At 69.0% G+C, this 24,491-nt stretch carries 23 protein-coding genes; 11 read left to right on the top strand and 12 right to left on the bottom strand.

What is annotated here, in order from left to right; all coding sequences use genetic code 11:
* Nucleotides 1–24 precede the first annotated feature (24 nt).
* Nucleotides 25–660, bottom strand: coding sequence for an HAD family hydrolase (locus ACFWA7_RS07165; protein ID WP_385821503.1), 636 nt, complete (start codon nucleotides 658–660; stop codon nucleotides 25–27).
* 220 nt (nucleotides 661–880) lie between these two features.
* Between ACFWA7_RS07165 and ACFWA7_RS07160 the strand changes: the two genes are divergently transcribed.
* On the top strand, nucleotides 881–1,732 hold the full coding sequence (locus tag ACFWA7_RS07160) for a GNAT family N-acetyltransferase (RefSeq protein WP_385821501.1): 852 nt from the start codon (nucleotides 881–883) through the stop codon (nucleotides 1,730–1,732).
* Between the two features lie 47 nt (nucleotides 1,733–1,779).
* Here the strand turns inward: ACFWA7_RS07160 and ACFWA7_RS07155 are convergent, their stop codons facing one another.
* Entirely contained in the window at nucleotides 1,780–2,199 is a 420-nt protein-coding gene (locus ACFWA7_RS07155; protein ID WP_385821499.1) for a heme-binding protein, read from the bottom strand.
* Between the two features lie 64 nt (nucleotides 2,200–2,263).
* The gene (locus ACFWA7_RS07150) at nucleotides 2,264–3,475 is read right to left on the bottom strand and encodes an MFS transporter (RefSeq protein ID WP_385821497.1); all 1,212 of its coding nucleotides are present in this window, start codon (nucleotides 3,473–3,475) and stop codon (nucleotides 2,264–2,266) included.
* A gap of 141 nt (nucleotides 3,476–3,616) precedes the next feature.
* Here ACFWA7_RS07150 and ACFWA7_RS07145 point away from each other — a divergent pair, with 141 nt between their 5' ends.
* On the top strand, nucleotides 3,617–4,075 hold the full coding sequence (locus tag ACFWA7_RS07145) for a MarR family winged helix-turn-helix transcriptional regulator (RefSeq protein ID WP_385536180.1): 459 nt from the start codon (nucleotides 3,617–3,619) through the stop codon (nucleotides 4,073–4,075).
* Nucleotides 4,076–4,085: 10 nt separating this feature from the next.
* Nucleotides 4,086–4,538, top strand: a complete 453-nt coding sequence (locus tag ACFWA7_RS07140) for a GNAT family N-acetyltransferase (protein WP_385536178.1) — start codon at nucleotides 4,086–4,088, stop codon at nucleotides 4,536–4,538.
* A gap of 71 nt (nucleotides 4,539–4,609) precedes the next feature.
* On the opposite strand, the gene ACFWA7_RS07135 is transcribed toward ACFWA7_RS07140, so the two are convergent.
* Both ACFWA7_RS07135 and dnaB read right to left on the bottom strand, forming a co-directional pair.
* Nucleotides 4,610–5,986 (bottom strand): serine hydrolase domain-containing protein, encoded by a 1,377-nt coding sequence (locus tag ACFWA7_RS07135; RefSeq protein ID WP_385821572.1) that lies wholly within the window; start codon nucleotides 5,984–5,986, stop codon nucleotides 4,610–4,612.
* Between the two features lie 170 nt (nucleotides 5,987–6,156).
* Nucleotides 6,157–7,626: a replicative DNA helicase gene (dnaB, locus tag ACFWA7_RS07130; RefSeq protein WP_067162191.1), complete on the bottom strand. Its 1,470-nt coding sequence runs from the start codon at nucleotides 7,624–7,626 to the stop codon at nucleotides 6,157–6,159.
* A 441-nt stretch (nucleotides 7,627–8,067) separates the two neighbouring features.
* Between dnaB and ACFWA7_RS07125 the strand changes: the two genes are divergently transcribed.
* Nucleotides 8,068–9,405, top strand: a complete 1,338-nt coding sequence (locus ACFWA7_RS07125; RefSeq protein ID WP_385821495.1) for an MATE family efflux transporter — start codon at nucleotides 8,068–8,070, stop codon at nucleotides 9,403–9,405.
* 195 nt (nucleotides 9,406–9,600) lie between these two features.
* Here the strand turns inward: ACFWA7_RS07125 and rplI are convergent, their stop codons facing one another.
* The 4 genes from rplI to rpsF all read right to left on the bottom strand — a co-directional run bounded on the left by rplI (nucleotide 9,601) and on the right by rpsF (nucleotide 11,311).
* Entirely contained in the window at nucleotides 9,601–10,047 is a 447-nt protein-coding gene (rplI, locus tag ACFWA7_RS07120) for a 50S ribosomal protein L9 (RefSeq protein ID WP_067162187.1), read from the bottom strand.
* Between the two features lie 18 nt (nucleotides 10,048–10,065).
* Complete coding sequence (gene rpsR / locus ACFWA7_RS07115; RefSeq protein ID WP_005315025.1) at nucleotides 10,066–10,302, bottom strand: 30S ribosomal protein S18; 237 nt, start codon at nucleotides 10,300–10,302, stop codon at nucleotides 10,066–10,068.
* A 43-nt stretch (nucleotides 10,303–10,345) separates the two neighbouring features.
* The gene (locus ACFWA7_RS07110) at nucleotides 10,346–10,945 is read right to left on the bottom strand and encodes a single-stranded DNA-binding protein (protein ID WP_385536174.1); all 600 of its coding nucleotides are present in this window, start codon (nucleotides 10,943–10,945) and stop codon (nucleotides 10,346–10,348) included.
* A 75-nt stretch (nucleotides 10,946–11,020) separates the two neighbouring features.
* The gene (gene rpsF, locus ACFWA7_RS07105; protein WP_067162183.1) at nucleotides 11,021–11,311 is read right to left on the bottom strand and encodes a 30S ribosomal protein S6; all 291 of its coding nucleotides are present in this window, start codon (nucleotides 11,309–11,311) and stop codon (nucleotides 11,021–11,023) included.
* Between the two features lie 271 nt (nucleotides 11,312–11,582).
* Between rpsF and ACFWA7_RS07100 the strand changes: the two genes are divergently transcribed.
* The 3 genes from ACFWA7_RS07100 to ACFWA7_RS07090 all read left to right on the top strand — a co-directional run bounded on the left by ACFWA7_RS07100 (nucleotide 11,583) and on the right by ACFWA7_RS07090 (nucleotide 14,245).
* Nucleotides 11,583–11,903, top strand: coding sequence for a hypothetical protein (locus tag ACFWA7_RS07100; protein ID WP_371653705.1), 321 nt, complete (start codon nucleotides 11,583–11,585; stop codon nucleotides 11,901–11,903).
* A 123-nt stretch (nucleotides 11,904–12,026) separates the two neighbouring features.
* Nucleotides 12,027–13,145 carry a lipid II:glycine glycyltransferase FemX gene (locus ACFWA7_RS07095; RefSeq protein ID WP_385536171.1) on the top strand — a complete coding sequence of 373 codons (1,119 nt, stop codon included), beginning with the start codon at nucleotides 12,027–12,029 and terminating at the stop codon, nucleotides 13,143–13,145.
* A 68-nt stretch (nucleotides 13,146–13,213) separates the two neighbouring features.
* A complete protein-coding gene (locus ACFWA7_RS07090; RefSeq protein ID WP_385536169.1) occupies nucleotides 13,214–14,245 on the top strand; it encodes an alanine racemase in 1,032 nt (343 codons plus the stop codon).
* A gap of 79 nt (nucleotides 14,246–14,324) precedes the next feature.
* On the opposite strand, the gene ACFWA7_RS07085 is transcribed toward ACFWA7_RS07090, so the two are convergent.
* Together ACFWA7_RS07085 and ACFWA7_RS07080 are read right to left on the bottom strand one after the other, a co-directional pair.
* Nucleotides 14,325–15,833: a glycosyltransferase family 87 protein gene (locus tag ACFWA7_RS07085; RefSeq protein WP_385536167.1), complete on the bottom strand. Its 1,509-nt coding sequence runs from the start codon at nucleotides 15,831–15,833 to the stop codon at nucleotides 14,325–14,327.
* Between the two features lie 119 nt (nucleotides 15,834–15,952).
* Entirely contained in the window at nucleotides 15,953–18,637 is a 2,685-nt protein-coding gene (locus tag ACFWA7_RS07080; protein ID WP_385536165.1) for a transglycosylase domain-containing protein, read from the bottom strand.
* Between the two features lie 375 nt (nucleotides 18,638–19,012).
* Here ACFWA7_RS07080 and ACFWA7_RS07075 point away from each other — a divergent pair, with 375 nt between their 5' ends.
* The 4 genes from ACFWA7_RS07075 to ACFWA7_RS07060 all read left to right on the top strand — a co-directional run bounded on the left by ACFWA7_RS07075 (nucleotide 19,013) and on the right by ACFWA7_RS07060 (nucleotide 22,794).
* Nucleotides 19,013–19,696, top strand: a complete 684-nt coding sequence (locus ACFWA7_RS07075) for a PadR family transcriptional regulator (protein WP_188276669.1) — start codon at nucleotides 19,013–19,015, stop codon at nucleotides 19,694–19,696.
* A gap of 50 nt (nucleotides 19,697–19,746) precedes the next feature.
* Nucleotides 19,747–20,829, top strand: a complete 1,083-nt coding sequence (locus tag ACFWA7_RS07070; protein WP_385536161.1) for an inositol-3-phosphate synthase — start codon at nucleotides 19,747–19,749, stop codon at nucleotides 20,827–20,829.
* Between the two features lie 80 nt (nucleotides 20,830–20,909).
* A complete protein-coding gene (locus ACFWA7_RS07065; RefSeq protein WP_385536159.1) occupies nucleotides 20,910–22,163 on the top strand; it encodes an MFS transporter in 1,254 nt (417 codons plus the stop codon).
* A 109-nt stretch (nucleotides 22,164–22,272) separates the two neighbouring features.
* Complete coding sequence (locus tag ACFWA7_RS07060; protein ID WP_385536157.1) at nucleotides 22,273–22,794, top strand: hypothetical protein; 522 nt, start codon at nucleotides 22,273–22,275, stop codon at nucleotides 22,792–22,794.
* A 125-nt stretch (nucleotides 22,795–22,919) separates the two neighbouring features.
* Here the strand turns inward: ACFWA7_RS07060 and ACFWA7_RS07055 are convergent, their stop codons facing one another.
* Nucleotides 22,920–24,362: a CCA tRNA nucleotidyltransferase gene (locus ACFWA7_RS07055; protein ID WP_385536155.1), complete on the bottom strand. Its 1,443-nt coding sequence runs from the start codon at nucleotides 24,360–24,362 to the stop codon at nucleotides 22,920–22,922.
* Nucleotides 24,363–24,491: the final 129 nt, after the last annotated feature.

Genomic DNA, 24,491 nt, shown 5'->3' with positions numbered 1-24,491 from the left:
CGGGTACCCGAACCCGCATTCCCGTTAGGCTCGTGTGACCTGTGCCAGCGCGTAGGCCTCACGGAGGTCGCCCCCGGTGTAGGTGTGCGTGGCCCTTCCGGCGAGATGGCGGTCGGCGTTCACGGCGACGGAGACGGGCACCGCGGCGAAGAGTTCCATGTCCGACATCGAGTCCCCGTACGCGACACAGTTCGCACGGCTCACCCCGAACTCTGCGCGCAGCCGCTCGGCGACCGTCACCTTCGCGGCGGCGCTGAGGATCCCGGCCGGGTCGACGGGCCGGGTGAAGGGCACCTCGGGGAACGCGGAGCCGTGCGCGGCATGGGCTCCCCACTCCAGCAGCCGCTCGACGAAGAACGACGGCGAGAGCGAGATCACTGCGCAGTAGTCGGCGCCCTCCCGGATCTCCCGCCACACCTCCTGGATCCCGGCGAGCCAGGGCGCCGAGACGAAAGCCGCCGCCACATGTGCCTCTGTCAGGCCCGACCAGAGCTCGTGCACCCGCATTGCGTAGTGGGGCGACCCGATCAGACCGCCGGACAGCTCCCTCTCCAGCTCGCCGATCTCCTCCAGCAACCCGAGCTGCCGGGATATCTCGACCGGCGCGGCGGATCCCCGGATGAGGGTCCCGTCGAGGTCGAAGAGATGAAGTCTCGCCATGTGTCGAGAGGCTAGTACCCCTGGTCACGCCCGCGCACCGGGCAACCCCGGCCCGGAGTCTGGGTCATCCAGGGCCGCCATGTTTCACGTGAAACAACGCCTTCGCTCCACGTTTCACGTGAAACATCCGGGTGGAGGCTGACAGAGCGTGGCCGAAAGCAACGTGCTGTATGCGCAAAACGGTGGACGAAGTGCGGGTCCATCGGACAGCCTGATCCCCATGCCCTCACCGCTCGACGAGCTTCCGATCCGCCGCCTGACCATTGACGACCTCGTTTCCTGCGCCAACCTCTCCGAGGACCGCGGCTGGCCGCGCGAGGAGCACAAGTGGGGCCTGCTGCTCACAGCGGGAAGGGGCTACGGCATCGACGACCCGGATGACAAAGGGCTGGTCACCGCCTGTGTGGTCACCTCGTACGCTGATCTCGCCGCCATTGGAATGGTCCTGGTGGCCGAGAAGCACGCACGGCTGGGCGTGGGGCGGCGGCTGATGCGGCACGTTCTGGCCGAGCTGGGCGACCGGCCGGTCACGCTGCACGCCACGCCGTCCGGGCAGCCGCTCTACGAACAGCTGGGCTTCGAGACCACCGGCCGCGCCGAGATGATCTGTGGCCACTTCCGTCCCTCGGGCCTGGCCCCCACCGTGGCGACCCGCCCCGCTACCGCCGAGGACCTGCCCGCCATCCTGCGGCTGGACGCCGATGTCTTCGGCCGCGACCGCACTCATGTGATCACCCGGCTGCCCGCCTTCGCCGACCAGCTGCGGGTCGCCGAGGATTCCGGGGGCGTCATCGGCTATGCGGCGGCCTGGCCGAACATGGAGACCCATGTCGTGGGTCCGCTGGTGGCGCGTGACACCGAGACCGCGAAGGCCCTGGTCGCCTCGCTCGCCGCGGCCACGGACCGCCCGCTGCGCACCGATGTCGACGTCCGCCACGAGGAGTTGCTCGACTGGCTGAAGGCGAACGGTCTGGAACCGATCGCCTTCAACGCGGTGATGACCCGCAACATCCCCGGTCTGCCCGGCGACTGGGCCCGTCGCTTCGCACCGCTGACGGTCGCCGCGGGCTGAACACCGGCCTGCGTCGGCGGTGGCCCGGCGGCGGACTCGACAGGGGCTCAGACGAGCCGCTGGACGGCCTCCATGGCGAAGCCGTGGTCCTGCTCGGGGGATCCGCCGCCCACACCGATCGCCCCGATCAGCCTGCCGTCGCGGTGGACGGGGACGCCGCCCGCGATGAAGAGCAGCGGCCGGTCGAGCGCGGTCGGCAGGGTGTGGAAGAGCCCACCGGGCTGGACCGCGTCGACGAGGTCGGCGGTCGCGGTGCCGAGCTGGAGCGCGGTGTACGCCTTGCGGGTGCTGGTCTCGCCCGCGATCAGTACGGCGCGGTCGTCGCGGCGGAAGGCCAGCAGATGGCCGCCCGCGTCGAGCACGGTGACGGCGACCGTGGCCCCGGCCTCCTCAGCGGCGGCACGGGCCGCCTCCACCAGGGCTTCGGCGCCCTGGATGGTGAGCGGGGCGACTGCGGTGGTGGTCATGAGGGGTGACTCCTTGGTGCGGTAGAGCGGTTGGTCAGGGGCGACCGGGATGCTTCGGAGCCGGTCAGTGGTGCGCCGCAGCGACGCCGACCGGCTCGGCCGCGGTGCCCGTGAGGATCCGGCTGTCCGTCCGCGTACGGCGTTCCAGCGCGCTGGAGACGACGGCGAGGACGACCGCCGAGGCGGCGAGCGTGGCACCGACCCAGTTCGGGGCGGTGTAGCCGAGTCCGCCGGCGATCACGAGCCCGCCGAGCCAGGCGGAGAGTGCGTTGCCGAGGTTGAAGGCGCCGATGTTCACGGCGGAGGCGAGGGTGGGGGCGCCCGCGGCCTGGTCCAGGACCCGCTTCTGCAGCGGCGGTACGGTCGCGAAGCCGAGCGCGCCGATCAGGAAGACGGTGACAGCCGAGGCCGTCTTGTCGTGGGCGGTGAGGGTGAACAGGGCCAGCACGACGGCGAGGCCGCTCAGCGACACGTAGAGCATCGGCATCAGAGCCCGGTCGGCGAACCGGCCGCCGATCAGGTTCCCGGCGACCATGCCGAGGCCGAAGAGGACCAGCAGCCAGGTGACGGAGCCGTCCGCGTAGCCGGTGACATGGGTCATCATCGGCGTGATGTAGGTGATCGCGGCGAAGACGCCGCCGAAGCCCAGCACGGTCATCGCCATGGCAAGCAGCACCTGGACGTTGCGGAACGCGGCGATCTCGTGGCGCAGGCGGACGCCCTCGGCCTTGGGCATGTCGGGGACGAGCTTGGCGACGCCAAGCAGCCCGACCACACCGAGTGCGGCCACGATGAAGAACGTCGTACGCCAGCCGATCTGCTGGCCGACCAGCGTGCCCAGCGGGACGCCGATGACATTGGCCACGGTCAGGCCGGTGAACATCATCGCGATGGCGCCGGCCTTCTTCTCCGGGGCGACCAGATCGGCCGCGACGACCGAGCCGATACCGAAGAACGCGCCGTGCGCCAGGGAGGCGACGATCCGCCCGGCCAGCATCAGTCCGAAGACGGGGGCGACGGCGGAGAGCACGTTGCCGACGATGAAGAAGCCCATCAGCAGCATCAGCATGCGCTTGCGGGAGATCCTGGTGCCCAGGACGGTCATCAGCGGGGCGCCGAGCACCACGCCGAGCGCGTATCCGGTCACCAGGTAGCCGGCCATGGGGATGGTCACGTCGAAGGTGTCGGCCACCTCCGGCAGCAGGCCCATGATCACGAATTCGGTGGTGCCGATACCGAACGCCCCGATGGCCAGGGCTAGGAGCGCGAGTGGCATGGGATGTTCACCCTTCCGGGAGATTGCACGAGCGCCTTACAAGCGTCCACAATAATTGCAGACGCGGATTAATTGCAAACGCGGGCTATTGCACTCGTGACCTATCCTGGTCTCAAGCCGCTCCGGACGGAGGACAGACGCATGACCGCGACGGACCCCGCACTCACCGCCCTCTCCCAGGGCTGGTGCGCCCTCTCCCTGCTGCACGGAAGGATCGAGGCCCATATCGAGCGGGCCCTGCAGTCGGGACACGAGCTGAGCGTGCGCGAGTACTCGCTCCTGGACGTCCTCAGCCGCCAGCACAGCGGCCCGGGCGGCCATCTGCAGATGAAGCAGGTCGCGGACGCGGTCGTCCTCAGCCAGTCCGCCACCACCCGGCTGGTCACCCGCCTGGAGGACCGCGGCCTGCTGACCCGGTACCTCTGCGACACCGACCGGCGCGGGATCTACACGGACGTCACGGAGTCCGGCCAGGAGCTGCTCTCCGGGGCCCGGCCCACCAATGACCGCGCGCTGCGCGAGGCGCTCGACGAGGCCGCGCGGAACCCGGAGCTCGCCCCGCTGGTCAGGGCCGTCGAGGAACTCCGCGTCCCCGCGTAGTCTCCGGTCCATGAGCGATCTTGAGATAAGGCCGGCGGCGCCCCAGGACATCCCGGCGATCGTGGCGATGCTCGCCGATGACCCGCTGGGCGCCCAGCGGGAGTCGCCGGACGACCTCGCCCCCTACCTCGCCGCCTTCGAGCGACTGGCCAAAGACCCCAACCAGCACCTGGTCGTCGCCGTCCGCGACAACCAGGTCGTCGGCACACTCCAGCTGACCGTCGTCCCGGGGCTGTCCCGGCGCGGCGCCACCCGCTCGATCATCGAAGGCGTACGCATCCACGCCGATGAGCGCGGCAGCGGCCTCGGCACCCGGCTCATCGAGTGGGCCGTCGGGGAATCCGGGCGCCTGGGCTGCCAGTTGGTCCAGCTGACGTCGGACGCCACCCGGATCGAAGCCCACCGCTTCTATGAGCGACTGGGCTTCGAGGCGTCCCATCTGGGCTTCAAGAAAGCCCTCTGAGCCTCCGGAACCGGAACTCGCCGAGCACCCCGGGGGCACGTGGGCACGTGGGCCACGTTTCACGTGAAACATCAGACCCCGCGCCAGCCCTCGGGGTCGACACCTCCGGGGACCACCTCGCCCGGCCCGTACGGCTCCCGGGTGAAGGCGAACGACCCCAGGTCGAGATGGCTCACCGAACCGTCCGGGCGGCGCACCGCCCGCAGGATCTCGCCCTTGTAGTAGCCGTTGAGACCGATCCAGGTGCCATCGGCCCGAGCTTCGAACCTCGCCGCACGGCCGGTTCCGCGCAGCGGCTCCAGCGCCACCATGCCATCGGCGTTCAGCCGCAGGCCGTAGGCGTAAGTCCCCCAGTACCAGGGGCCGGTGAGCTCCAGCAGGTCCGGATCGACCTCTGACAGGGGCCGCCACGGCTCAGGGAGCTTCGGTTCGGCCTCGACGACGATCCGGATGAGATCGGCGGCGACCGCCGGGGCCGTCCCCGAGGTGGCATTGGCGAGCGCGACCGCCCCGATGCCGTCCTCCACGCTGATCCACAGCCCTGCGACGAACCCGGGCAGCGAGCCGGTGTGCCCGGCGAGGGTGCGGTGGTCGTCCTGGCGGCTCAGCTGAACGCCCAGTCCGTAACCGCCCTGCCAGTCCCCCGCCTCGGGCGGAGCGGACGGCGTCCGCATCTCCCGTACGGTCGCGGCGCTCAGCACACGGTCGTCTCCCCCGGCGAGGAAGGCGGCGAAGCGGCAGAGATCCGCGGCCGTCGACCACAGCTGGCCCGCGGGGGCCATGATCCCCAGGTCCTCGGACGGCTCGGGCAGCAGGGCGTCGGCCCAGGGGTGCACGGCCCAGCCGCCCGCATGCGGGGCCAACGGCTGCGTGCTCGTCCTGTTCAGCCCCAGCGGATCGAGGATCTCGCTCTGCAGCGCCTCCTCCCAGGACACTCCGCGTACCGCCTCGACCAGCGAACCGAGCAGCGTGTAGCCCGGGTTGGAGTAGTGGTGCAGCCTGCCGACCGGGTGCAGAAACGGGTTCTCGCCCAGCACGTCCGCGAGCTCCGGGCGCAGCGCCGCCGAGCTCCGCTCCCACCATGGCGCGGGCGTCTCGGCCGCCAACCCGGCGCTGTGGCCGAGGAGTTGGGCGATGGTCACCTCACCGACCCCGGTGCCGGGCAGGTGCTTCTCCAGCGGGTCTTCGAGGTCAAGCAGCCCCTCGTCCCTCAGCCGCATCACCAGGACAGCGGTGAAGGTCTTGGTGATCGAGCCGATGCGGTACTGGACGTCGGCGTCCGGCCCGTGGCCGTCGACCGAGGTGCGCGAGCCCGTCCAGACGATCCGGCCCTCGCGCACCACCGCGGCGACCAGCGAAGGGAGCCGCCCCTCGGACTGGGCGACGGCGAGGCGGTGAATCAGAGCGCGCTCTGTACTGGGCAGCAGGTCAAGGGGGGCCGTGGTCATCGGCGGGGTGATCGGCGCATGCGGGGATGAGGTCATGGGCCAAGGTCTATCCCCAGGTCATGCGGCCGTCGACTGGTTTTTCGCCCGACACGCACGAGTCGGCACGGGCCCTTCGGTTCAGGCCCCTGTGATCGGCCCGTGCGTATCGGTTCGCGTGTGTCAGGGCCCGGTCAGGTCTGTGCCATGTCCACGAAGCGCGAGTAGTGGCCCTGGAAGGCCACCGTGATCGTGGCCGTCGGACCGTTACGGTGCTTGGCCACGATCAGGTCCGCCTCGCCGGCGCGCGGGGACTCCTTCTCGTACGCGTCCTCGCGGTGCAACAGGATGACCATGTCCGCGTCCTGCTCGATGGAGCCGGACTCACGCAGGTCGGAGACCATGGGCTTCTTGTCCGTACGCTGCTCGGGGCCACGGTTCAGCTGCGACAGCGCGATGACCGGGAGCTCCAGCTCCTTGGCGAGCAGCTTGAGGTTTCGGGACATGTCCGAGACCTCCTGCTGGCGGCTCTCGGCGCGCTTGGACCCACCGGACTGCATCAGCTGCAGATAGTCGATGACGACGAGCTTGAGGTCGTTGCGCTGCTTGAGCCGACGGCACTTGGCGCGGATCTCCATCATCGACAGGTTCGGGGAGTCGTCGATGTACAGCGGGGCCTGGGAGACGTCCGGCATCCGGCGGGCGAGCCGGGTCCAGTCCTCGTCGGTCATGGTGCCGGAGCGCATGTGGTGCAGCGCGACCCGGGCCTCGGCCGACAGGAGACGCATCGCGATCTCGTTGCGGCCCATTTCAAGGGAGAAGATCACGCTGGGCAGGTTGTGCTTGATCGAGCAGGCCCGGGCGAAGTCCAGCGCCAGCGTGGACTTACCCATGGCGGGCCGGGCCGCGATGACGATCATCTGGCCCGGGTGGAGACCGTTGGTGAGCGAGTCGAAGTCGGTGAAGCCGGTCGGCACACCGGTCATCTCGCCGCTGCGGGAGCCGATCGCCTCGATCTCGTCGAGCGCGCCCTCCATGATGTCGCCGAGCGGCAGATAGTCCTCGCTGGTGCGCTGCTCGGTGACCGCGTAGATCTCGGCCTGGGCGGAGTTGACGATCTCGTCGACGTCGCCGTCCGCCGCGTATCCCATCTGTGTGATCTTGGTGCCCGCCTCGACGAGACGGCGGAGCACTGCCCGCTCGTGGACGATCTCCGCGTAGTACGAGGCGTTGGCCGCGGTCGGCACCGACTGGACCAGGGTGTGCAGATACGAGGCGCCGCCGACGCGGGTGATCTCACCCCGCTTGACCAGCTCGGCCGCGACGGTGATCGGGTCGGCCGGCTCGCCCTTCGCGTACAGGTCGAGGATCGCCGTGTAGACGGTCTCGTGCGCCGGCCGGTAGAAGTCATGGCCCTTGATGATCTCCACGACGTCCGCGATGGCGTCCTTGGAGAGCAGCATGCCGCCCAGAACGGACTGCTCGGCGTCGATGTCCTGCGGGGGGACCCGCTCGAAGCCGGACGAGCCGCCGCCGTCCCAGGATTCACTCTCGCTGCCCCGGTCGTGCTGGTCGTCGCGGCCGCGGCCCCGTCCCTCGGCGCGGCGGGGGCGGGAGACGGGCAGACGGTCACCCGGACCGCTGTCGGCCCAGGGGTCGTCCAAGGGCTCGGGAATGCTCACCGGGCCACCTCCTCCCGTCCGCTCCGCGGACCTAGCCGTGCCACTCTTTCTACGGCACGGCACTGACAAAACGAGATGCCCGACTCCGGTTCCGGCGCGTCGGGCGCCGGTCCACGTTAGGCCCGTCGGCACCGTCAGCCAATCTGGTTATCCACAGGCCATGTGGACGACGGACCAGATGCTGTGGAGAACCCCGCAGAACCTGTGCACGGACCGGGGGACAGCACTGTGGACAAAGTCATACCCACCCCGCCAACACCCACTTGACCTGCGGGTTTTCCATCCACCGGCTGTGGGGGAGAAAAACTTTCCCGGCTGGCCCAAGATCACGACAAACGGCGCACAGCCGAACCGCACTCCGGTTCCAAGGTAAGGATCACTAATGCATTGCATCTCTTACCTGTGGAAGATTAGATTGAGTTCATGACACAGGCCCCCGTGGCACCGAAGAGCATCCGGCGCCGACACGACCGCGAGATCGTCTCCCTCGCCGTGCCCGCCTTCGGCGCACTCGTCGCCGAGCCGCTCTTCGTCATGGCCGACAGCGCGATCGTCGGCCACCTCGGCACCCCGCAACTGGCCGGCCTGGGCATCGCCGCGGCGCTCCTCACCACCGCCGTGAGTGTCTTCGTCTTCCTCGCCTACGCGACCACGGCCGCCGTCGCACGCCGCGTCGGCGCCGGAGACCTGCAGGCCGCGATCCGCCAGGGCATGGACGGCGTCTGGCTCGCCCTGCTGCTCGGCGCGGCCGTCATAGCCGTTGTCCTGCCCGCGGCCCCCTGGTTCGTCGATCTCTTCGGCGCCTCGGACACCGCCGCCCCCTACGCCGTCACCTATCTGCGCATCTCCGCGCTCGGCATCCCGGCCATGCTCATGGTGCTCGCGGCCACCGGCATCCTGCGCGGCCTCCAGGACACCAGGACGCCGCTCTATGTCGCCATCGGCGGCTTCACGCTGAACGCGGCGCTGAACGTCGGGCTCGTCTACGGGGCGGACCTCGGCATCGCGGGCTCCGCCTGGGGCACCGTGATCGCCCAGTTCGCCATGGCGGCCGTCTACCTCGCGGTCGTCGTACGGGGGGCCCGGCGGCACGGCGCCTCGCTGCGCCCCGACGCGGCGGGCATCCGCGCCAGCGCCCAGGCGGGGGTCCCGCTGCTGGTCCGTACGCTCTCACTGCGGGCCGTTCTGATGATCGCCACCGCCGTGGCCGCCCGCCTCGGCGACGCCGACATCGCCGCCCACCAGATCATCCTGTCCTTGTGGAGCCTGCTGGCATTCGCCCTCGACGCGATCGCCATCGCCGGGCAGGCCATCATCGGGCGCTATCTGGGGTCCGGGGACACCGAGGGCGCCCGCCAGGCGTGCCGGCGCATGGTGGAGTGGGGCATCGCCGCCGGAGTGGCTCTCGGCCTGCTGGTGGCCGTCGCCCGGCCGCTGTTCATCCCGCTCTTCACCGGCGACCACACGGTCCAGGACACCCTGCTGCCCGCCCTCCTCGTGGTCGCCGTCTCCCAGCCGATCTCCGGCGTTGTCTTCGTCCTCGACGGCGTGCTGATGGGTGCGGGCGACGGCCCCTATCTGGCCCGGGCGATGCTGCTGACCCTCGCCTGCTTCGCTCCGGTGGCGCTCCTGGTCCCGGTACTCGGCGGCGGGCTCACGACACTGTGGTGGGCGATGAACCTGATGATGACCGTCCGGATGGTGACGCTGTGGGCTCGTGCCCGCTCGGGACGCTGGCTGGTGACAGGCGCGACGCGCTGAGGACCGCTCGGGGAGCGTCGAGGCCCCCTGTGGACTGGTCGAGGAACAGTTGAGGGCTGGTTGAGGACCGCTGTTTCACGTGAAACACAGCATCCGAAGCGCGGCGTTTCACGTGAAACATCACAGTCGCCGCACACGGCAAAGGGCCGCACCCCGGAGGGTGCGGCCCTTCTTATGCTCTGCTGAGCGCTGCGCTTAGGCGGCGACGACCTCGACGCCAACCTTCGCGGCAACCTCGGCGTGCAGACGCACGGACACCTGGTGCGCGCCCAGGGTCTTGATCGGCGAGCCGAGCTCGACGCGACGCTTGTCCACGTCCGGGCCACCGGCGGCCTTGATCGCCGCAGCGACGTCGGCCTGGGTGACGGAGCCGAAGAGACGGCCGGCGTCGCCGGAGCGAACGGCCAGACGCACCTTCACGCCCTCGAGGCGGGCCTTGATCTCGTTGGCCTGCTCGATGGTGGCGATCTCGTGGATCTTGCGAGCACGACGGATCTGCTCGACGTCCTTCTCGCCGCCCTTGGTCCAGCGGATCGCGAAACCACGCGGGACCAGGTAGTTGCGAGCGTAGCCGTCCTTGACGTCCACGACGTCGCCAGCGGCACCGAGGCCAGAGACCTCGTGGGTGAGGATGATCTTCATTTTTCGGTCACCCTTCCCTTATCGCGCGGTGGACGTGTAGGGCAGCAGCGCCATCTCACGGCTGTTCTTGACGGCCGTGGCGACGTCACGCTGGTGCTGCGTGCAGTTGCCGGTAACGCGGCGGGCACGGATCTTGCCGCGGTCGGAAATGAACTTCCGCAGCATGTTCGTGTCCTTGTAGTCCACGTAAGCGGTCTTGTCCTTGCAGAAAGCGCAGACCTTCTTCTTAGGCTTGCGCACAGGCGGCTTCGCCATGGTGTTTCTCCTGTGTGATCAAGAAGTGGGGGTACGGGCTGCCCTAGAAGGGCGGCTCGTCCGAGTAGCCGCCGCCGGAGCCGCCGGAGCTGCCGGAGCTTCCGCCCCAGCCGCCACCGCTGGCACCCTGCTGCTGGCCGCCGCCGGCCGGCGCGCCGGAGGCCCAGGGGTCGTCGGCGGGAGCGCCGCCGCCCTGGGAGCCACCGCTGGGGGCTCCGCCCCAGTTGCCGCCGCCCTGCTGCTGGCCACCGCCGCCGTAACCACCCTGGCCGCCTCGGCCGGTGGTCTTGGTGACCTTGGCCGTGGCGTTCTTGAGACTGGGGCCGACTTCCTCGACGTCCAGCTCGTAGACCGTGCGCTTGACGCCCTCGCGGTCCTCGTAGGACCGCTGCTTCAGCCGGCCCTGCACGACAACGCGCATGCCTCGCTGGAGCGACTCGGCGACGTTCTCCGCCGCCTGACGCCAGACCGAGCAGGTCAGGAACAGGCCTTCGCCGTCCTTCCACTCATTGGTCTGACGGTCGAAGGTGCGGGGAGTCGACGCGACACGGAACTTCGCGACGGCCGCACCCGAAGGGGTGAAGCGCAGCTCGGGGTCGTCGACGAGATTGCCGACGACCGTGATGACGGTCTCGCCTGCCATGGATGAACCTCTCGGCGGGGATTGCTGCTGGCTGCTGTGTTGCTACTCGGAACCCGATTGCCTCTGAGCGGAAGCTCAGTGGGTCTCGGGGCGGAGGACCTTCGTCCGGAGGACCGACTCGTTCAGGTTCATCTGACGGTCGAGCTCCTTGACGACCGCAGGCTCGGCCTGCAGGTCGATGACCGTGTAGATGCCCTCGGGCTTCTTCTTGATCTCGTAGGAGAGACGACGACGGCCCCAGGTGTCGACCTTCTCAACCTTTCCGTTGCCCTCGCGGACAACGGAGAGGAAGTTCTCGATCAGGGGAGAGACAGCGCGCTCCTCCAGATCGGGGTCGAGGATGACCATCACCTCGTAGTGACGCATGTGGAACCCACCTCCTTTGGACTCAGCGGCCACGGTCGTTCCGTGGCAGGAGGGTCGTGATGCGTAAGCAACGGTATCCGCCGCCACTGACAATCCCGCTCCGAGGGAGAGGGACCGCGTCCTGGCCAGGGCAGACACCGGTGCAGATCGTACAGAGTACCCGCACACCCGCTTCCGGTTGAAATCCGGCGGTCAGGGGACGCAATCTGTACACATCGGGTGTGCGTGGCGCTACCCTTCGCCGCGTTCCGCTACCGCCAGGAGGTGCCTCATGGCACAGGCAGTGCGATCGAACTCGTCCGTCGTCTCCCTCTTCGCCACCGACGGCAAGCCTCATCCCCTTCAGGACGCCTTCATGGCGGTGACCGTCGTGCTGGGAGCGCTGGCGTTCAGCACCGCGTTCTTCCACAGCCTGCACCTGGTCAGCTCCTGGGCGGGCCTCATCGGGATCCTCACCGGTGCGTACGGACAGTTCATCTCGGAGACGACCCGCGAGCGGTTCCTGCTGATCCTCGGGCTCGGAGCCTCCGCGGTGGGCTTCTTCCTGGGCATGGCGCACGGCGGCCTCTTCGGCGGTGTGGTCGGCGGCTGAGAGCACCCCGCACCGCCCAGGGTCCGTGCAGCCATCCGGGGCGCTCCTCGGGCGCAGTAGGCTTCGGCGCGAGAGCCGGAGCCCCTGTACCCATGGGGACACACCTGCCGAGGAGCGCCCCGCATGAGCCTGACCCTGAGGACCATCAGCCGAGAGCAGCATCTGGCGTACATCCAGAGCCTGCCCGCGGCGAGCCACTGCCAGGTCCCGGCGTGGGCTGACGTGAAGACCGAGTGGCGCTCGGAGAACCTCGGATGGTTCGACAAGAACGGCCAGATGGTCGGCGCCGGCCTGGTGCTCTACCGCCAGCTGCCGAAGATCAAGCGGTACCTCGCGTATATGCCCGAGGGCCCGGTCATCAACTGGTACGCCCCGAACCTCGACGAGTGGCTGCAGCCGATGCTGGCGCACCTGAAGCACCAGGGTGCCTTCTCGGTGAAGATGGGCCCGCCCGTCGTCATCCGGCGCTGGGACTCGGCCGCCATCAAGTCCGGCATCCAGGACCCGGACGTCAAGCGTCTGCGGGACGTCGAGGCCACCCACATCGAGCCGCGCGCCTTCGAAGTCGCGGACCGGCTGCGCAAGATGGGCTGGCAGCAGGGCGAGGACGGCGGCGCCGGCTTCGGCGATGTGCAGCCGCGCTATGTCTTCCAGGTGCCGCTCGCCAACCGCTCGCTCGACGACGTCCTCAAGGGCTTCAACCAGCTGTGGCGCCGCAACATCAAGAAGGCCGAGAAGGCCGGTGTCGAGGTCGTCCAGGGCGGCTACGAGGACCTGGCCGAGTGGCAGCGGCTGTACGAGATCACCGCTGTCCGCGACCACTTCCGGCCGCGCCCGCTCTCGTACTTCCAGCGCATGTGGACGGTCCTCAACAACGAGGACCCCAACCGGATGCGGCTCTACTTCGCGCGCCACAACGGCGTGAACCTGTCGGCGGCGACGATGCTCGTCGTCGGCGGCCACGTCTGGTACTCCTACGGCGCCTCCGACAACATCGGCCGTGAGGTCCGGCCCTCGAACGCGATGCAGTGGCGGATGCTGCGCGACGCGTACGCCATGGGCGCGACCGTCTACGACCTGCGCGGCATCTCCGACTCGCTCGACGAGACCGACCACCTCTTCGGTCTCATCCAGTTCAAGGTGGGCACCGGCGGCGAGGCCGTCGAGTACGTCGGCGAGTGGGACTTCCCGCTCAACAAGCTGCTGCACAAGGCCCTCGACATGTACATGTCGCGGCGCTGATGGTTGCGTAATCTCGTCTCTCATACCTCTGATACACCGCAGCCACCAGAAAGGTTCCGGATCCGGCCATGGCGCTCTCCCTGTACGTCGACACCGCGCGCTGGCGGGCGCACCAGAAGTCCGTGGTCGACCAGTTCCCGGGCATCATCCCGGTCTGCAAGGGCAACGGCTACGGCTTCGGCCACGAGCGGCTGGCCGAGGAGGTGAACCGCTTCGGCTCGGACGTCCTGGCGGTCGGCACCACCTATGAGGCGGCCCGCATAAAGGACTGGTTCGGCGGCGACCTGCTGGTGCTCACGCCGTTCCGCCGGAGCGAGGAGCCGGTGCCGCTGCCGGACCGCGTCATCCGCTCCGTGTCGTCCGTGGACGGGGTGCACGCCCTGGTGGGCGCGCGCGTGGTCATCGAGTGCATGAGCTCGATGAAGCGCCACGGCGTCAAGGAGGAGGAGCTCGGCATGCTCCACTCCGCCATCGACGACGTGCGCCTGGAGGGCTTCGCCCTGCACCTCCCGCTCGACCGCACCGACGGTTCGGACGCGGTCGAGGAAGTCATCGGCTGGATGGACCGGCTGCGCGCGGCCCGGCTGCCGCTGCACACCATGTTCGTCAGCCATCTGCGGGCCGAGGAGCAGGCGCGGCTGCAGCAGCAGTTCCCGCAGACCCGCTTCCGCGCCCGCATCGGTACACGGCTGTGGCTCGGCGACCACGAGGCGACCGAGTACCGGGGCGCCGTCCTGGACGTCACCCGGGTCACGAAGGGGGATCGTTTCGGCTACCGCCAGCAGAAGGCCGCCTCCGACGGCTGGCTGGTCGTGGTCGCCGGCGGCACCTCGCACGGCGTCGGGCTGGAGGCTCCCAAGGCGCTGCACGGTGTGATGCCGCGCGCCAAGGGCGTCGCCCGGGCCGGTCTCGCGACCGTCAACCGCAATCTGTCGCCGTTCGTCTGGGACGGCAAGCAGCGCTGGTTCGCCGAGCCGCCGCACATGCAGGTGTCGATCCTCTTCGTCCCGTCGGACTCCCAGGAGCCGCGCGTGGGCGATGAGCTGGTGGCCCATCTGCGGCACACCACGACGCAGTTCGACCGCCTGGTCGACCGCTAGGCGACGGCGTCGCCGCCGGACATGACGAAGGGCCCCCGCCACCGGCGGGGGCCCTTCGCGTCGCTTCCCGGCCGCCGGGCTAGGTGCCCGGCTGCCGCGTGCCCCACTCCACCCGGGGGCCCTCCACAAGGCGAGCCGCGTGCCGGGGCGGATGGGCCGCCTGCCCCAGGACGAAGACATCCTCGGCCCCGTCGAGAACGCCACCGGACGGATCGTCCGAACCGTCGCGCCGTACGACGTCCCGCTCGGGCATCATGATGTCCCGCACGATCACCGCGCACAGGTAGAGCGTCGCCAGCAGATGGGCGGCGATGGCCAGTTGGTAGCCCTCCGGCGGCAGCCCCTGGTGCTTTTCGCCGCTCATCGTGTACGCGAGGTACATCCAGATCCCGAGGAAGTAGACGACCTCCCCGGCCTGCCAGATCAGGAAGTCCCGCCAGCGCGGCCGGGCCAGCGCGGCCAGTGGGATCAGCCACAGCACGTACTGCGGCGAGTAGACCTTGTTGGTCAGGATGAACGCGGCGACGACCAGGAAGGCGAGCTGCGCGAAGCGCGGACGGCGCGGTGCGGTGAGCGTCAGCGCCGCGACGCCCGCGCACAACAGCACCATCAGCAGGGTCGCCAGGTTGTTCACCGTGCCGACGCCCAGGGACTTGCCGGTGCGCTGCGAGATGATCAGCCAGAACGAGCCGAAGTCGACGGACCGCTCCTGGCTGAACGTGTAGAACTTCTTCCAGCCTTCGGGCGCGAGCAGCATCACCGGCACGTTCACCGCCAGCCAGGCGCCCGCCGCGCCGAACACGGCCACCCCGTACTCCCGCCACTTCCCGGCCCGCCAGCACAGGAACAGCAGCGGTCCGAGGAGCAGGGCGGGATAGAGCTTGGCGGCCGTCGCGAGCCCGACGAGGATGCCGAAGGCGAGCGGGCGGCTACGGGACCACATCAGCATGGCGGCGGCCGTCAGGGCGATGGCGAAGAGGTCCCAGTTGATCGTCGCGGTGAGCGCGAAGGCGGGCGCCAGGGCGACCAGCAGGGCGTCCCAGGGGCGGCGGCGGTGCGTCCGCGCGACACAGACGGCGATGACGGCCGTGCAGACCATCAGCATCCCGGCGTTGACCATCCAGTACATCTGCTCGCGGTGCTGCATGCTGCCGCCGCTGGGCGTCAGCCAGGAGGCCACCTCCATGAACAGTCCCGTCAGGACGGGATATTCGAGGTAGTCCATGTCGCCGCTCAGCCGGTCGAAGTACGGCACGAGATCGTCGGCGAAGCCCCGACCCACGTACAGGTGCGGGATGTCGGAGTAGCAGGCGTGGGTGTACTGGGAGTTCACGCCCCGGAACCAGGCCCATTCGTAGCAGGGGGCCTTCTGCGCCATCCCGAGGGCGAACATGCCGATCGCGACGAGGGCGATCACCCGGACAGGGGTGAGCCAGTGGCCCGCCCCCCAGGCCCAGCGGCCCATCGGACCGCCCAGCAGCTCGCTGCCGGCCGCGGCGACCTCGTCCTGCTCCGTGGGCCGTACGACGGGTTCTGCGGGCTCCGCACGCCTGTCCTCGTCCGCGCGGGCACTGGTCTCGCTCGTCATGCCGCACATCCTGCCGTACACCCCTGTGGAAATGCCGAGGGGCGATGTTTCACGTGAAACACCATGTCTGGTTTCACGTGAAACACCGCCCCGCGATTCAGCCGCGTGCGCCGGGCCCGCTAGCCGTTAGGGCCTCCGAAGATATTTCCTTGGGTGCCGCTGCCCGGCTTGGACTTACTGGGCGACGGGCTGCCGGAGGGGCCGCTGGTGTCCCCGGCGGTGGTGCCCTGGTCGGTGCCCGCGTCGGTGCCGCCGGGACCGCCAGGTCCACCGGGCCCGCCGCAGCTCCAGTCCCACTTGCCACAGGACTTGCTGGGCTTCGGGGTCGGCGACGGCGTCAGCGACGGGGTGGGCGAGGGGCTTCCGGAGGGCGGCGGGGAGTCCGAGGGTGACGGGGAGGGGCTCGGGCTGGGCGACATGCCGCCGCCGTACACCTTGTCGCCGATCGCCTCGGGCGTCGGGAAGTCGACAGCCGGTACGCCGTTCAGCGCCTGCTCCATGTAGTCGTGCCAGATTGTCGACGGGAACGACGCACCGTGGATCTTCTCCTGGCCGCCGGTCCCGAACATCTTCAGGAACTCGCGCTTCTTGTTCGTCTCGTTGTCGTCGAGGCGGTACATGCTCACCGCGGTCGACAGCTGCGGCGTGTAGCCGACGAACCAGGCGGAGCGGTTGCCGTCGGTGGTACCGGTCTTGCCCGCCACATCACGGCCGCTGAGCTGGGCGTTGGTGCCGGTGCCCTTCTCCACGACGTTCTTCAGGACGTCCGTCACGTTGTCCGCGATCGCGGCCGAGAAGGCGCGGGTCGCCTTGTCGTCGTGCTGGTAGACGACCTGGCCGCGCTTGTTGACCTTCTCGACCGAGTACGGGTCGTGGTGCATCCCGCTGGTGGCGAAGGTGGCGTACGCGCCGGCCATGCGGATCGCGCTGGGGGAGGAGGTGCCGATGGAGAACGACGGCACGCTCGACGAGGCCAGGCTGTCCTTGCGCAGACCCGCGGCGAGGGCGACGTCCCTCACCTTGTCCGTGCCGACGTCCATACCGAGCTGGACGTACGGCGTGTTCGCCGACTCCTGCATCGCGTACCGCAGGTCGATGGCGTAGCTGGGCTTGTTGTACGACTCATTGCCGTCGTTGGTCTGCAGCCACTGCTCGCCCTTCTCGTTGGTCCACACGCTCCCGTCGTAGTTCTTGATCTTCAGCTTGTTCATGCCGCTGTAGATGCTCTTCGGGGAGACCGGGGTCCGCTCCGAGTCGCCCTGGTCCTTGGGGCCCTTCGGGTCGCGCTTTCCGTACTCCATGGCGGCGGCCAGCACGAACGGCTTGAAGGTCGAGCCGACCTGGGCACCGGTCTGGTCGGCGTTGTTGGTGAAGTGCTTGGTCGCGTCCTCACCGCCGTACAGCGCCTTGATGGCGCCGCTCTTGGTGTCCACCGACGCCGCGCCGAACTGGACGAACGTGTCGTACTCCGGCCGCTTCTTCGGGTCGATGTTCTTCTTGCGGACCTTCTTCACCACGTCTTCGAGCTCCTGGACCTTCTTCTTGTCGAAGGTCGTGTGGATCTCGTAGCCGCCCTTGTCCAGGTCACCGGCGGTGATGCCCTGGGTGTTGTTGTTCACCAAGTACGCCTTGGACAGGCTGACCAGATAGCCGATCTGCCCGCTGAGCTGCGCGTTCTTCTTGGGCTTGTCCGGCATCGGGAAGCTCTTGTACTTGGCCCGGTCCGCCGCGCCGAGGTGGCCGTCCTTCACTTCCTCGTCGAGGATCCAGGCCCACCGGCTCATGGCGTTCTTGGTGTTCTGCTGCGGCGTGGCCGCCGGGTCGATCTCGGTGGCGCCGGCCGGGTCGAAGTAGGTGGCGCCCTTGAGCAGCGAGGCGAGGAAGGCGCACTGGCTGGGGTCGAGGTCCTTGGCGTCCTTGCTGTAGTACGTGCGGGCCGCGGCCTGCAGACCGTAGGCGCCGCGCCCGTAGTAGGCGGTGTTCAGATAGCCCGCCATGATCTCGCTCTTCTTCTTGGTCGCGCCGACCTTGATGGAGATGAAGAGCTCTTTGAACTTACGGGTCAGGGTCTGCGACTGGTCGTCGAGCCGGGCGTTCTTCACGTACTGCTGGGTGATCGTGGAGCCACCCTGCGTGTGGCCGCCCTTGGCCATGTTCACCAGGGCGCGCGCGATGCCCTGGGGGTCGACCCCGGAGTCGGTCTCGAAGGTCTTGTTCTCCGCCGAGATCACCGCGTACCGCATGGCCGCCGGGATCTTCTCGTACGCGATGATCTGGCGGTTGATCTCGCCGCCGGTCGCGACCATCTGGGACCCGTCGGACCAGTAGTAGACGTTGTTCTCGGCCTGGGCCGCCTGGGCCACGTTCGGGACGCTCACCATCCAGTAGGCGACGCCGATGGCGACCACCAGCGTGCCGAGGAAGCCCAGAGACAGCCCGCTGACGAGCTTCCAGGAGGGCATCCAGCGCCGCCACCCGCGCTTGTTGAAGCGCGGGTAGTCGATGAAGCGCTTCTTGCCGGGCCGCCGGTTGCCGGGGCCCGTACCGCCGCGGCGCCCGCCCGGACCCGCCGGACCGCCGCCGCCGGGCTCGGCCCCTCGTCTGCGTCCGCCCCGCTGGGCGGATCGTCGCGCCTCGGCGCGCCCACTGGCCTGCCGCTCCTCTCCGTACGAACCGGAGGGGGAATCCGTGACGGAGTCCCGGGCGGGGGCCGCGCGGCGGCCGGAGGGCTGCTGGGCAGCCCGTCGGGCGGCGGCCCGGCCGCCGCCTTGCGACTCCGGCGGTTTGCGACGGTGCTCGCTCATCGAACGACTACTCCTCGGGCAGGCGAGAGCGCCTGAAAGCGACTGGTGAGTTCCGGTCCCCCCGACAGACGGACCAGCCCTGCGACGAGCCCGTCCGCCGTGCACCCGGTATGCCGATGGCGCGGTACGCGCCGACGCCCCCTGACGTCACTCGGCTCCCGGTGGTCTGCATGCCGCACAGACTACGCACGGTCAAAACCAGCCAGGGGCCGAAGTTCACCCCAAATCAGGCAACTTGCTTCCTACGAATTGAGGATGTGACGCCGTTCACCATGGCCCCTCTTGTCGCAGAGACGACACCGCTCTATCGTCAGGATGTATCGAGTCGATACATCAGCACGGCATAAAGGTCCGCGGCAGCAGAGGAGGCGAAGGTTGAGCAGGCGCTCCGGCATCCTCGAATTCGCCGTACTCGGCCTGCTTCGCGAGGCCCCGATGCACGGGTACGAGCTGCGCAAGCGGCTCAATACCTCACTGGGGATCTTCCGGGCCTTCAGTTACGGGACCCTCTACCCCTGCCTCAAGACGCTGGTCGCGAGCGGCTGGTTGATCGAGGAACCGGGCAGCGCTCCCGAGGACGCTCTCGCTGCTTCACTCGCAGGGCGCCGGGCCAAGATCGTCTACCGGTTGACGGCCGAAGGGAAGGAGCATTTCGAAGAACTGCTCTCCCACACCGGTCCCGACACCTGGGAGGACGAGCACTTCGCGGCACGTTTCGCCTTTTTCGGGCAGACGGAGCGCGAGGTGCGGATGCGCGTGCTGGAAGGTCGTCGCAGCCGGCTGGAGGAGCGCCTCGAAAAGATGCGCGCCTCCCTGGCCCGTACGCGCGAGCGCCTGGACGACTACACGCTTGAGCTGCAGCGTCACGGCATGGAGTCCGTGGAGCGCGAAGTGCGCTGGCTGAACGAGCTCATCGAGAGCGAGCGGGCGGGGCGGGATCAGCGATCCGGCCCGGCCACCGGCTCCGCTCAGCAGGACCACACATCAGGAGAGACGGGCGGCCTGCCCCGGCATCGGGACAGCACCCGGCCGGATCCGTCCGAGGACACCGCCAACTGAAGGCCCTGCGTCCGCAGGACTTCGTCGAGAACACACAGGGAGCAACCGGAATGGGTTCGGTTCGCGTAGCCATCGTCGGCGTAGGAAACTGCGCCGCCTCGCTGGTGCAGGGCGTCGAGTACTACAAGGACGCCGACCCGGCCGGCAAGGTGCCGGGTCTGATGCACGTCCAGTTCGGCGACTACCACGTCAAGGACGTGGAGTTCGTGGCCGCGTTCGACGTGGACGCCAAGAAGGTCGGCCTCGACCTCGCGGACGCCATCGGTGCCAGCGAGAACAACACCATCAAGATCTGCGACGTCCCGAACAAGGGCGTCACGGTCCAGCGTGGTCACACCCACGACGGTCTGGGCAAGTACTACCGCCAGACCATCGAGGAGTCCGCCGAGGCCCCGGTCGACATCGTCCAGATCCTCAAGGACAAGCAGGTCGACGTTCTGGTCTGCTACCTCCCCGTGGGTTCCGAGGTCGCTGCGAAGTTCTACGCGCAGTGCGCCATCGACGCCAAGGTCGCGTTCGTCAACGCCCTTCCGGTCTTCATCGCCGGCACCAAGGAGTGGGCTGACAAGTTCACCGAGGCGGGCGTCCCGATCGTCGGCGACGACATCAAGTCCCAGGTCGGCGCTACCATCACGCACCGCGTCATGGCGAAGCTCTTCGAGGACCGCGGTGTCCGCCTGGAGCGCACCATGCAGCTGAACGTCGGCGGCAACATGGACTTCAAGAACATGCTCGAGCGTGAGCGCCTGGAGTCCAAGAAGATCTCGAAGACGCAGGCCGTCACCTCGCAGATCCGCGACCGCGAGCTGGGCGAGAACAACGTCCACATCGGCCCCTCGGACTACGTGGCCTGGCTGGACGACCGCAAGTGGGCGTACGTGCGCCTCGAAGGCCGCGCCTTCGGTGATGTTCCGCTGAACCTTGAGTACAAGCTCGAGGTGTGGGACTCCCCGAACTCCGCGGGTGTCATCATCGACGCCGTGCGTGCCGCGAAGATCGCCAAGGACCGCGGCATCGGCGGCCCGATCCTCTCCGCGTCCTCGTACTTCATGAAGTCCCCGCCGGTGCAGTACTTCGACGACGAGGCTCTGGAGAACGTCGAGAAGTTCATCAAGGGCGAGGTCGAGCGCTAAGCCTCGGCTTCCGCCCGACTGTTGAGGGTCCCTGTGCCGTGCCGGCGCGGGGACCCTCTCCGTATGTGACGCTTGCACACATGCCTGTCGTGCGTGATCTGCGCATACTCCTGCGCCTGAGGAATTTCCGGCAGCTGCTGGCCGTACGGCTGCTCTCCCAGGCGTCGGACGGCGTCTACCAGGTCGCGCTCGCCACACACGTCGTCTTCTCCCCCGAGAAGCAGACCTCGCCCACGGCGATCGCCTCGGCCATGGCCGTTCTGCTGCTGCCCTACTCGGTCGTCGGCCCCTTCGCGGGCGTCCTCCTGGACCGCTGGCAGCGGCGCCAGGTCTTTCTGTACGGCAATCTGCTGCGGGCCCTGCTGGCCGGCTGCACCGCGCTGCTCCTGCTCACCTCGGCGCCCGACGCGCTCTTCTACACCTCCGCGCTCTGCGTCACGGCCGTCAACCGCTTCGTCCTCGCGGGACTTTCGGCCGCGCTGCCCCGGGTCGTGGACGAGGAACGGCTCGTCATGGCCAACTCCCTCTCACCGACCGCCGGAACGCTCGCCGCGACAGCGGGCGGCGGGCTGGCCTTCGGGCTGCGTCTGGTGCTCCCGGCGGACGCCGCCACCGTGCTGCTCGGCTCGCTCCTCTATCTGTGCGCGGCCCTGTGGTCGCTGCGCCTGCCGCCCGGACTGCTGGGGCCCGACCCCGCCGCGGTGCGGCCCGGGATCGGCGCCGCGATCGGCACGGCGGCACGCGGACTCGCCGACGGGCTGCGCCACTTGCGGGAGCGCCGCGCGGCCGCGCACGTGCTGATCGCGATGACGCTGATGCGCTTCTGCTACGGGGCGCTGACCGTGCTGGTGCTGATGCTCTGCCGGTACGCCTGGGCCGACGGCACCTCCGACGGGCTGGCGTTGCTGGGGCTGGCGGTGGGCATCTCGGGGGCGGGGTTCTTCGCGGCGGCCGTGGTGACTCCGGGGGCGGTGGCGCGGCTGGGGCCCTACAGATGGATGGCGGTGTGCGCGGGGACGGCGGCGGTCCTGGAGCCCGCCCTGGGGCTGCCGTTCGCCCCCGCGCCCGTGCTCGTCGCCGCCTTCGTCCTGGGGCTGGTCACCCAGGGCGCGAAGATCTCCACGGACACCGTGGTGCAGTCCTCGGTGGACGACGCCTACCGCGGCCGGATCTTCTCGCTGTACGACGTGCTCTTCAACGTCGCCTTCGTCGGCGCCGCCGCGGTTGCCGCGCTGATGCTGCCGCCTGACGGAAAGTCGGCACTTCTGGTTGTCACGGTCTCTGTGATCTACGCGGCAGTAGCAGTGTTTATGACCCGCTTTCAGCGCGGCTGAGTGTCACATCAGGGCCACAGAGTCCCCTCCGGTAGCAGGGATGTCAGCCGGGCCCGCTACCTTACGGGCGTCATACATCATCTGTTTTTCACCAAGGGGGAACCCCCAAGTGTCCACTCCGCCGCCCCAGGGCCAGAACCCGTACGCGCCGCAGCCCAACGCTCCCTACGGACAGCCGCAGGGCGCAGCCCCGTACGGGCAGCCGCAGGGAGGCGCGCCGTACGGTCAGCAGCCGGGTCAGCCGGGAGTCCCGCCGCAGCAGTCGCCCTACGTCAACCAGGGCGGACCGATACCCCACGCGCCGGCGCCCGCCCCGCCGCGCCGCAACGTCAAGAAGATCGTCCGGATCGTCGTCGTGGTGAGCGTCATCATCGCCGCGGCCGTGGGCTGGTACACCAGCCGTCATGACGCCGACACCGCCAAGGTCGGCGACTGCATGAGCATCGGCAACCCCGACTCCACGACCAACCCGGACCTGAAGGTCGTGGACTGCGGCGACTCCAAGGCCAAGTACAAGGTTGTCGAGAAGAAGGACGACGCCGGCGGCTGCGACCGCAACAAGTACTCGGAGTACACCGAGACGGGCGGCAGCAAGGACTTCACCCTCTGCCTGGAGAACTACAAGAAGTAGTCGCAGCAGGGACCTGAGGGGCGGTGTTTCACGTGAAACACCGCCCCCCGGCATATCGACCGCTCGCCGTGGTTTCACGTGAAACCACGGCGCATGTTTCACGTGAAACGGCCTCGTGGCCGACCTCAGCCCTGCTGGGCCCACCACTCCTTGAGCGCCGCGACGGCCGCGTCGTGCTCCATCGGCCCGTTCTCCAGGCGCAGCTCCAGCAGGTGCTTGTACGCCTGACCGATCGCCGGGCCGGGCCCGATCCCCAGGATCTCCTGGATCTGGTTGCCGTCCAGGTCCGGGCGGATCGAGTCGAGCTCCTCCTGCTCCTGGAGCTGCGCGATCCGCTCCTCCAGCCCGTCGTAGGCCCGCGACAGCGCGGTCGCCTTGCGCTTGTTGCGCGTGGTGCAGTCCGAGCGGGTCAGCTTGTGCAGCCGCGCCAGGAGCGGCCCGCCGTCGCGTACGTACCGGCGCACCGCCGAGTCGGTCCACTCGCCGGTCCCGTAGCCGTGGAAGCGCAGATGCAGCTCCACCAGACGCGAGACGTCCTTGACCATGTCGTTGGAGTACTTCAGCGCGGTCATGCGCTTCTTGGTCATCTTCGCGCCGACGACCTCATGGTGGTGGAAGGAGACCCTGCCGTCCTGCTCGAACCGGCGCGTCCTCGGCTTGCCGATGTCGTGCAGCAGCGCGGCGAGGCGAAGCACCAGGTCGGGGCCGTCCTTCTCCAGGGCGATGGCCTGGTCGAGCACCGTGAGCGAGTGCTCGTAGACGTCCTTGTGCCGGTGATGCTCGTCACTCTCCAGCCGCAGCGCGGGAAGCTCCGGCAGCACGTGGTCCGCGAGCCCGGTCTCCACGAGCAGCCGCAGCCCCTCGCGCGGGTGTACGGAGACCAGCAGCTTGTTCAGTTCGTCCCGCACGCGCTCGGCGGAGACGATCTCGATCCGCTCGGCCATCGACGTCATCGCGGCGACGACCTCGGGGGCCACCTCGAAGTCGAGCTGGGCCGCGAAACGCGCGGCCCGCATCATCCGCAGCGGGTCGTCGGAGAAGGATTCCTCCGGGGTGCCGGGGGTGCGCAGGATGCGCTCCGCCAGATCCTCCAGGCCGCCGTGCGGGTCGATGAACTCCTTCTCGGGGAGTGCCACGGCCATCGCGTTGACGGTGAAGTCGCGGCGGACCAGGTCCTCCTCGATGGAGTCGCCGTAGGACACCTCGGGCTTGCGCGAGGTGCGGTCGTACGCCTCGGAGCGGTACGTGGTCACCTCGATGAGGTAGCCGTCCTTCTGGCAGCCGACAGTGCCGAACGCGATCCCGACCTCCCAGACCGCGTCCGCCCACGGGCGCACGATCTTCAGCACGTCCTCGGGGCGGGCGTCGGTCGTGAAGTCCAGGTCGTTCCCGAGCCGGCCGAGGAGCGCGTCCCGTACCGACCCGCCTACCAGGGCAAGCGAGAACCCGGCCTCCTGGAAGCGGCGGGCGAGGTCGTCGGCGACCGGGGAGACCCGCAGCAGTTCGCTGACCGCGCGGCGCTGCACCTGGCTCAGGGCGCTGGGGTTGTCTTCGTTGGCGTTCGGCACAACAGAAAAGGGTACGTGCCCCGGCCGACCGGGGCGTCACCGTTTCCGCCCGCCCCGGCTCACCCGTCCTCGCGGGCCCTCCACGGCCCCGGGAAGCCGCCTCGCCTGGCTCCCTGGCACACTCTTCCG

Origin of the sequence: Streptomyces sp. NPDC059994, from assembly GCF_042737755.1 — a bacterium.
GTDB lineage: Bacteria > Actinomycetota > Actinomycetes > Streptomycetales > Streptomycetaceae > Streptomyces.
The sequence above is the reverse complement of the archived record's forward strand: the minus strand, read 5'-3'. Positions and strand labels throughout refer to the sequence as shown.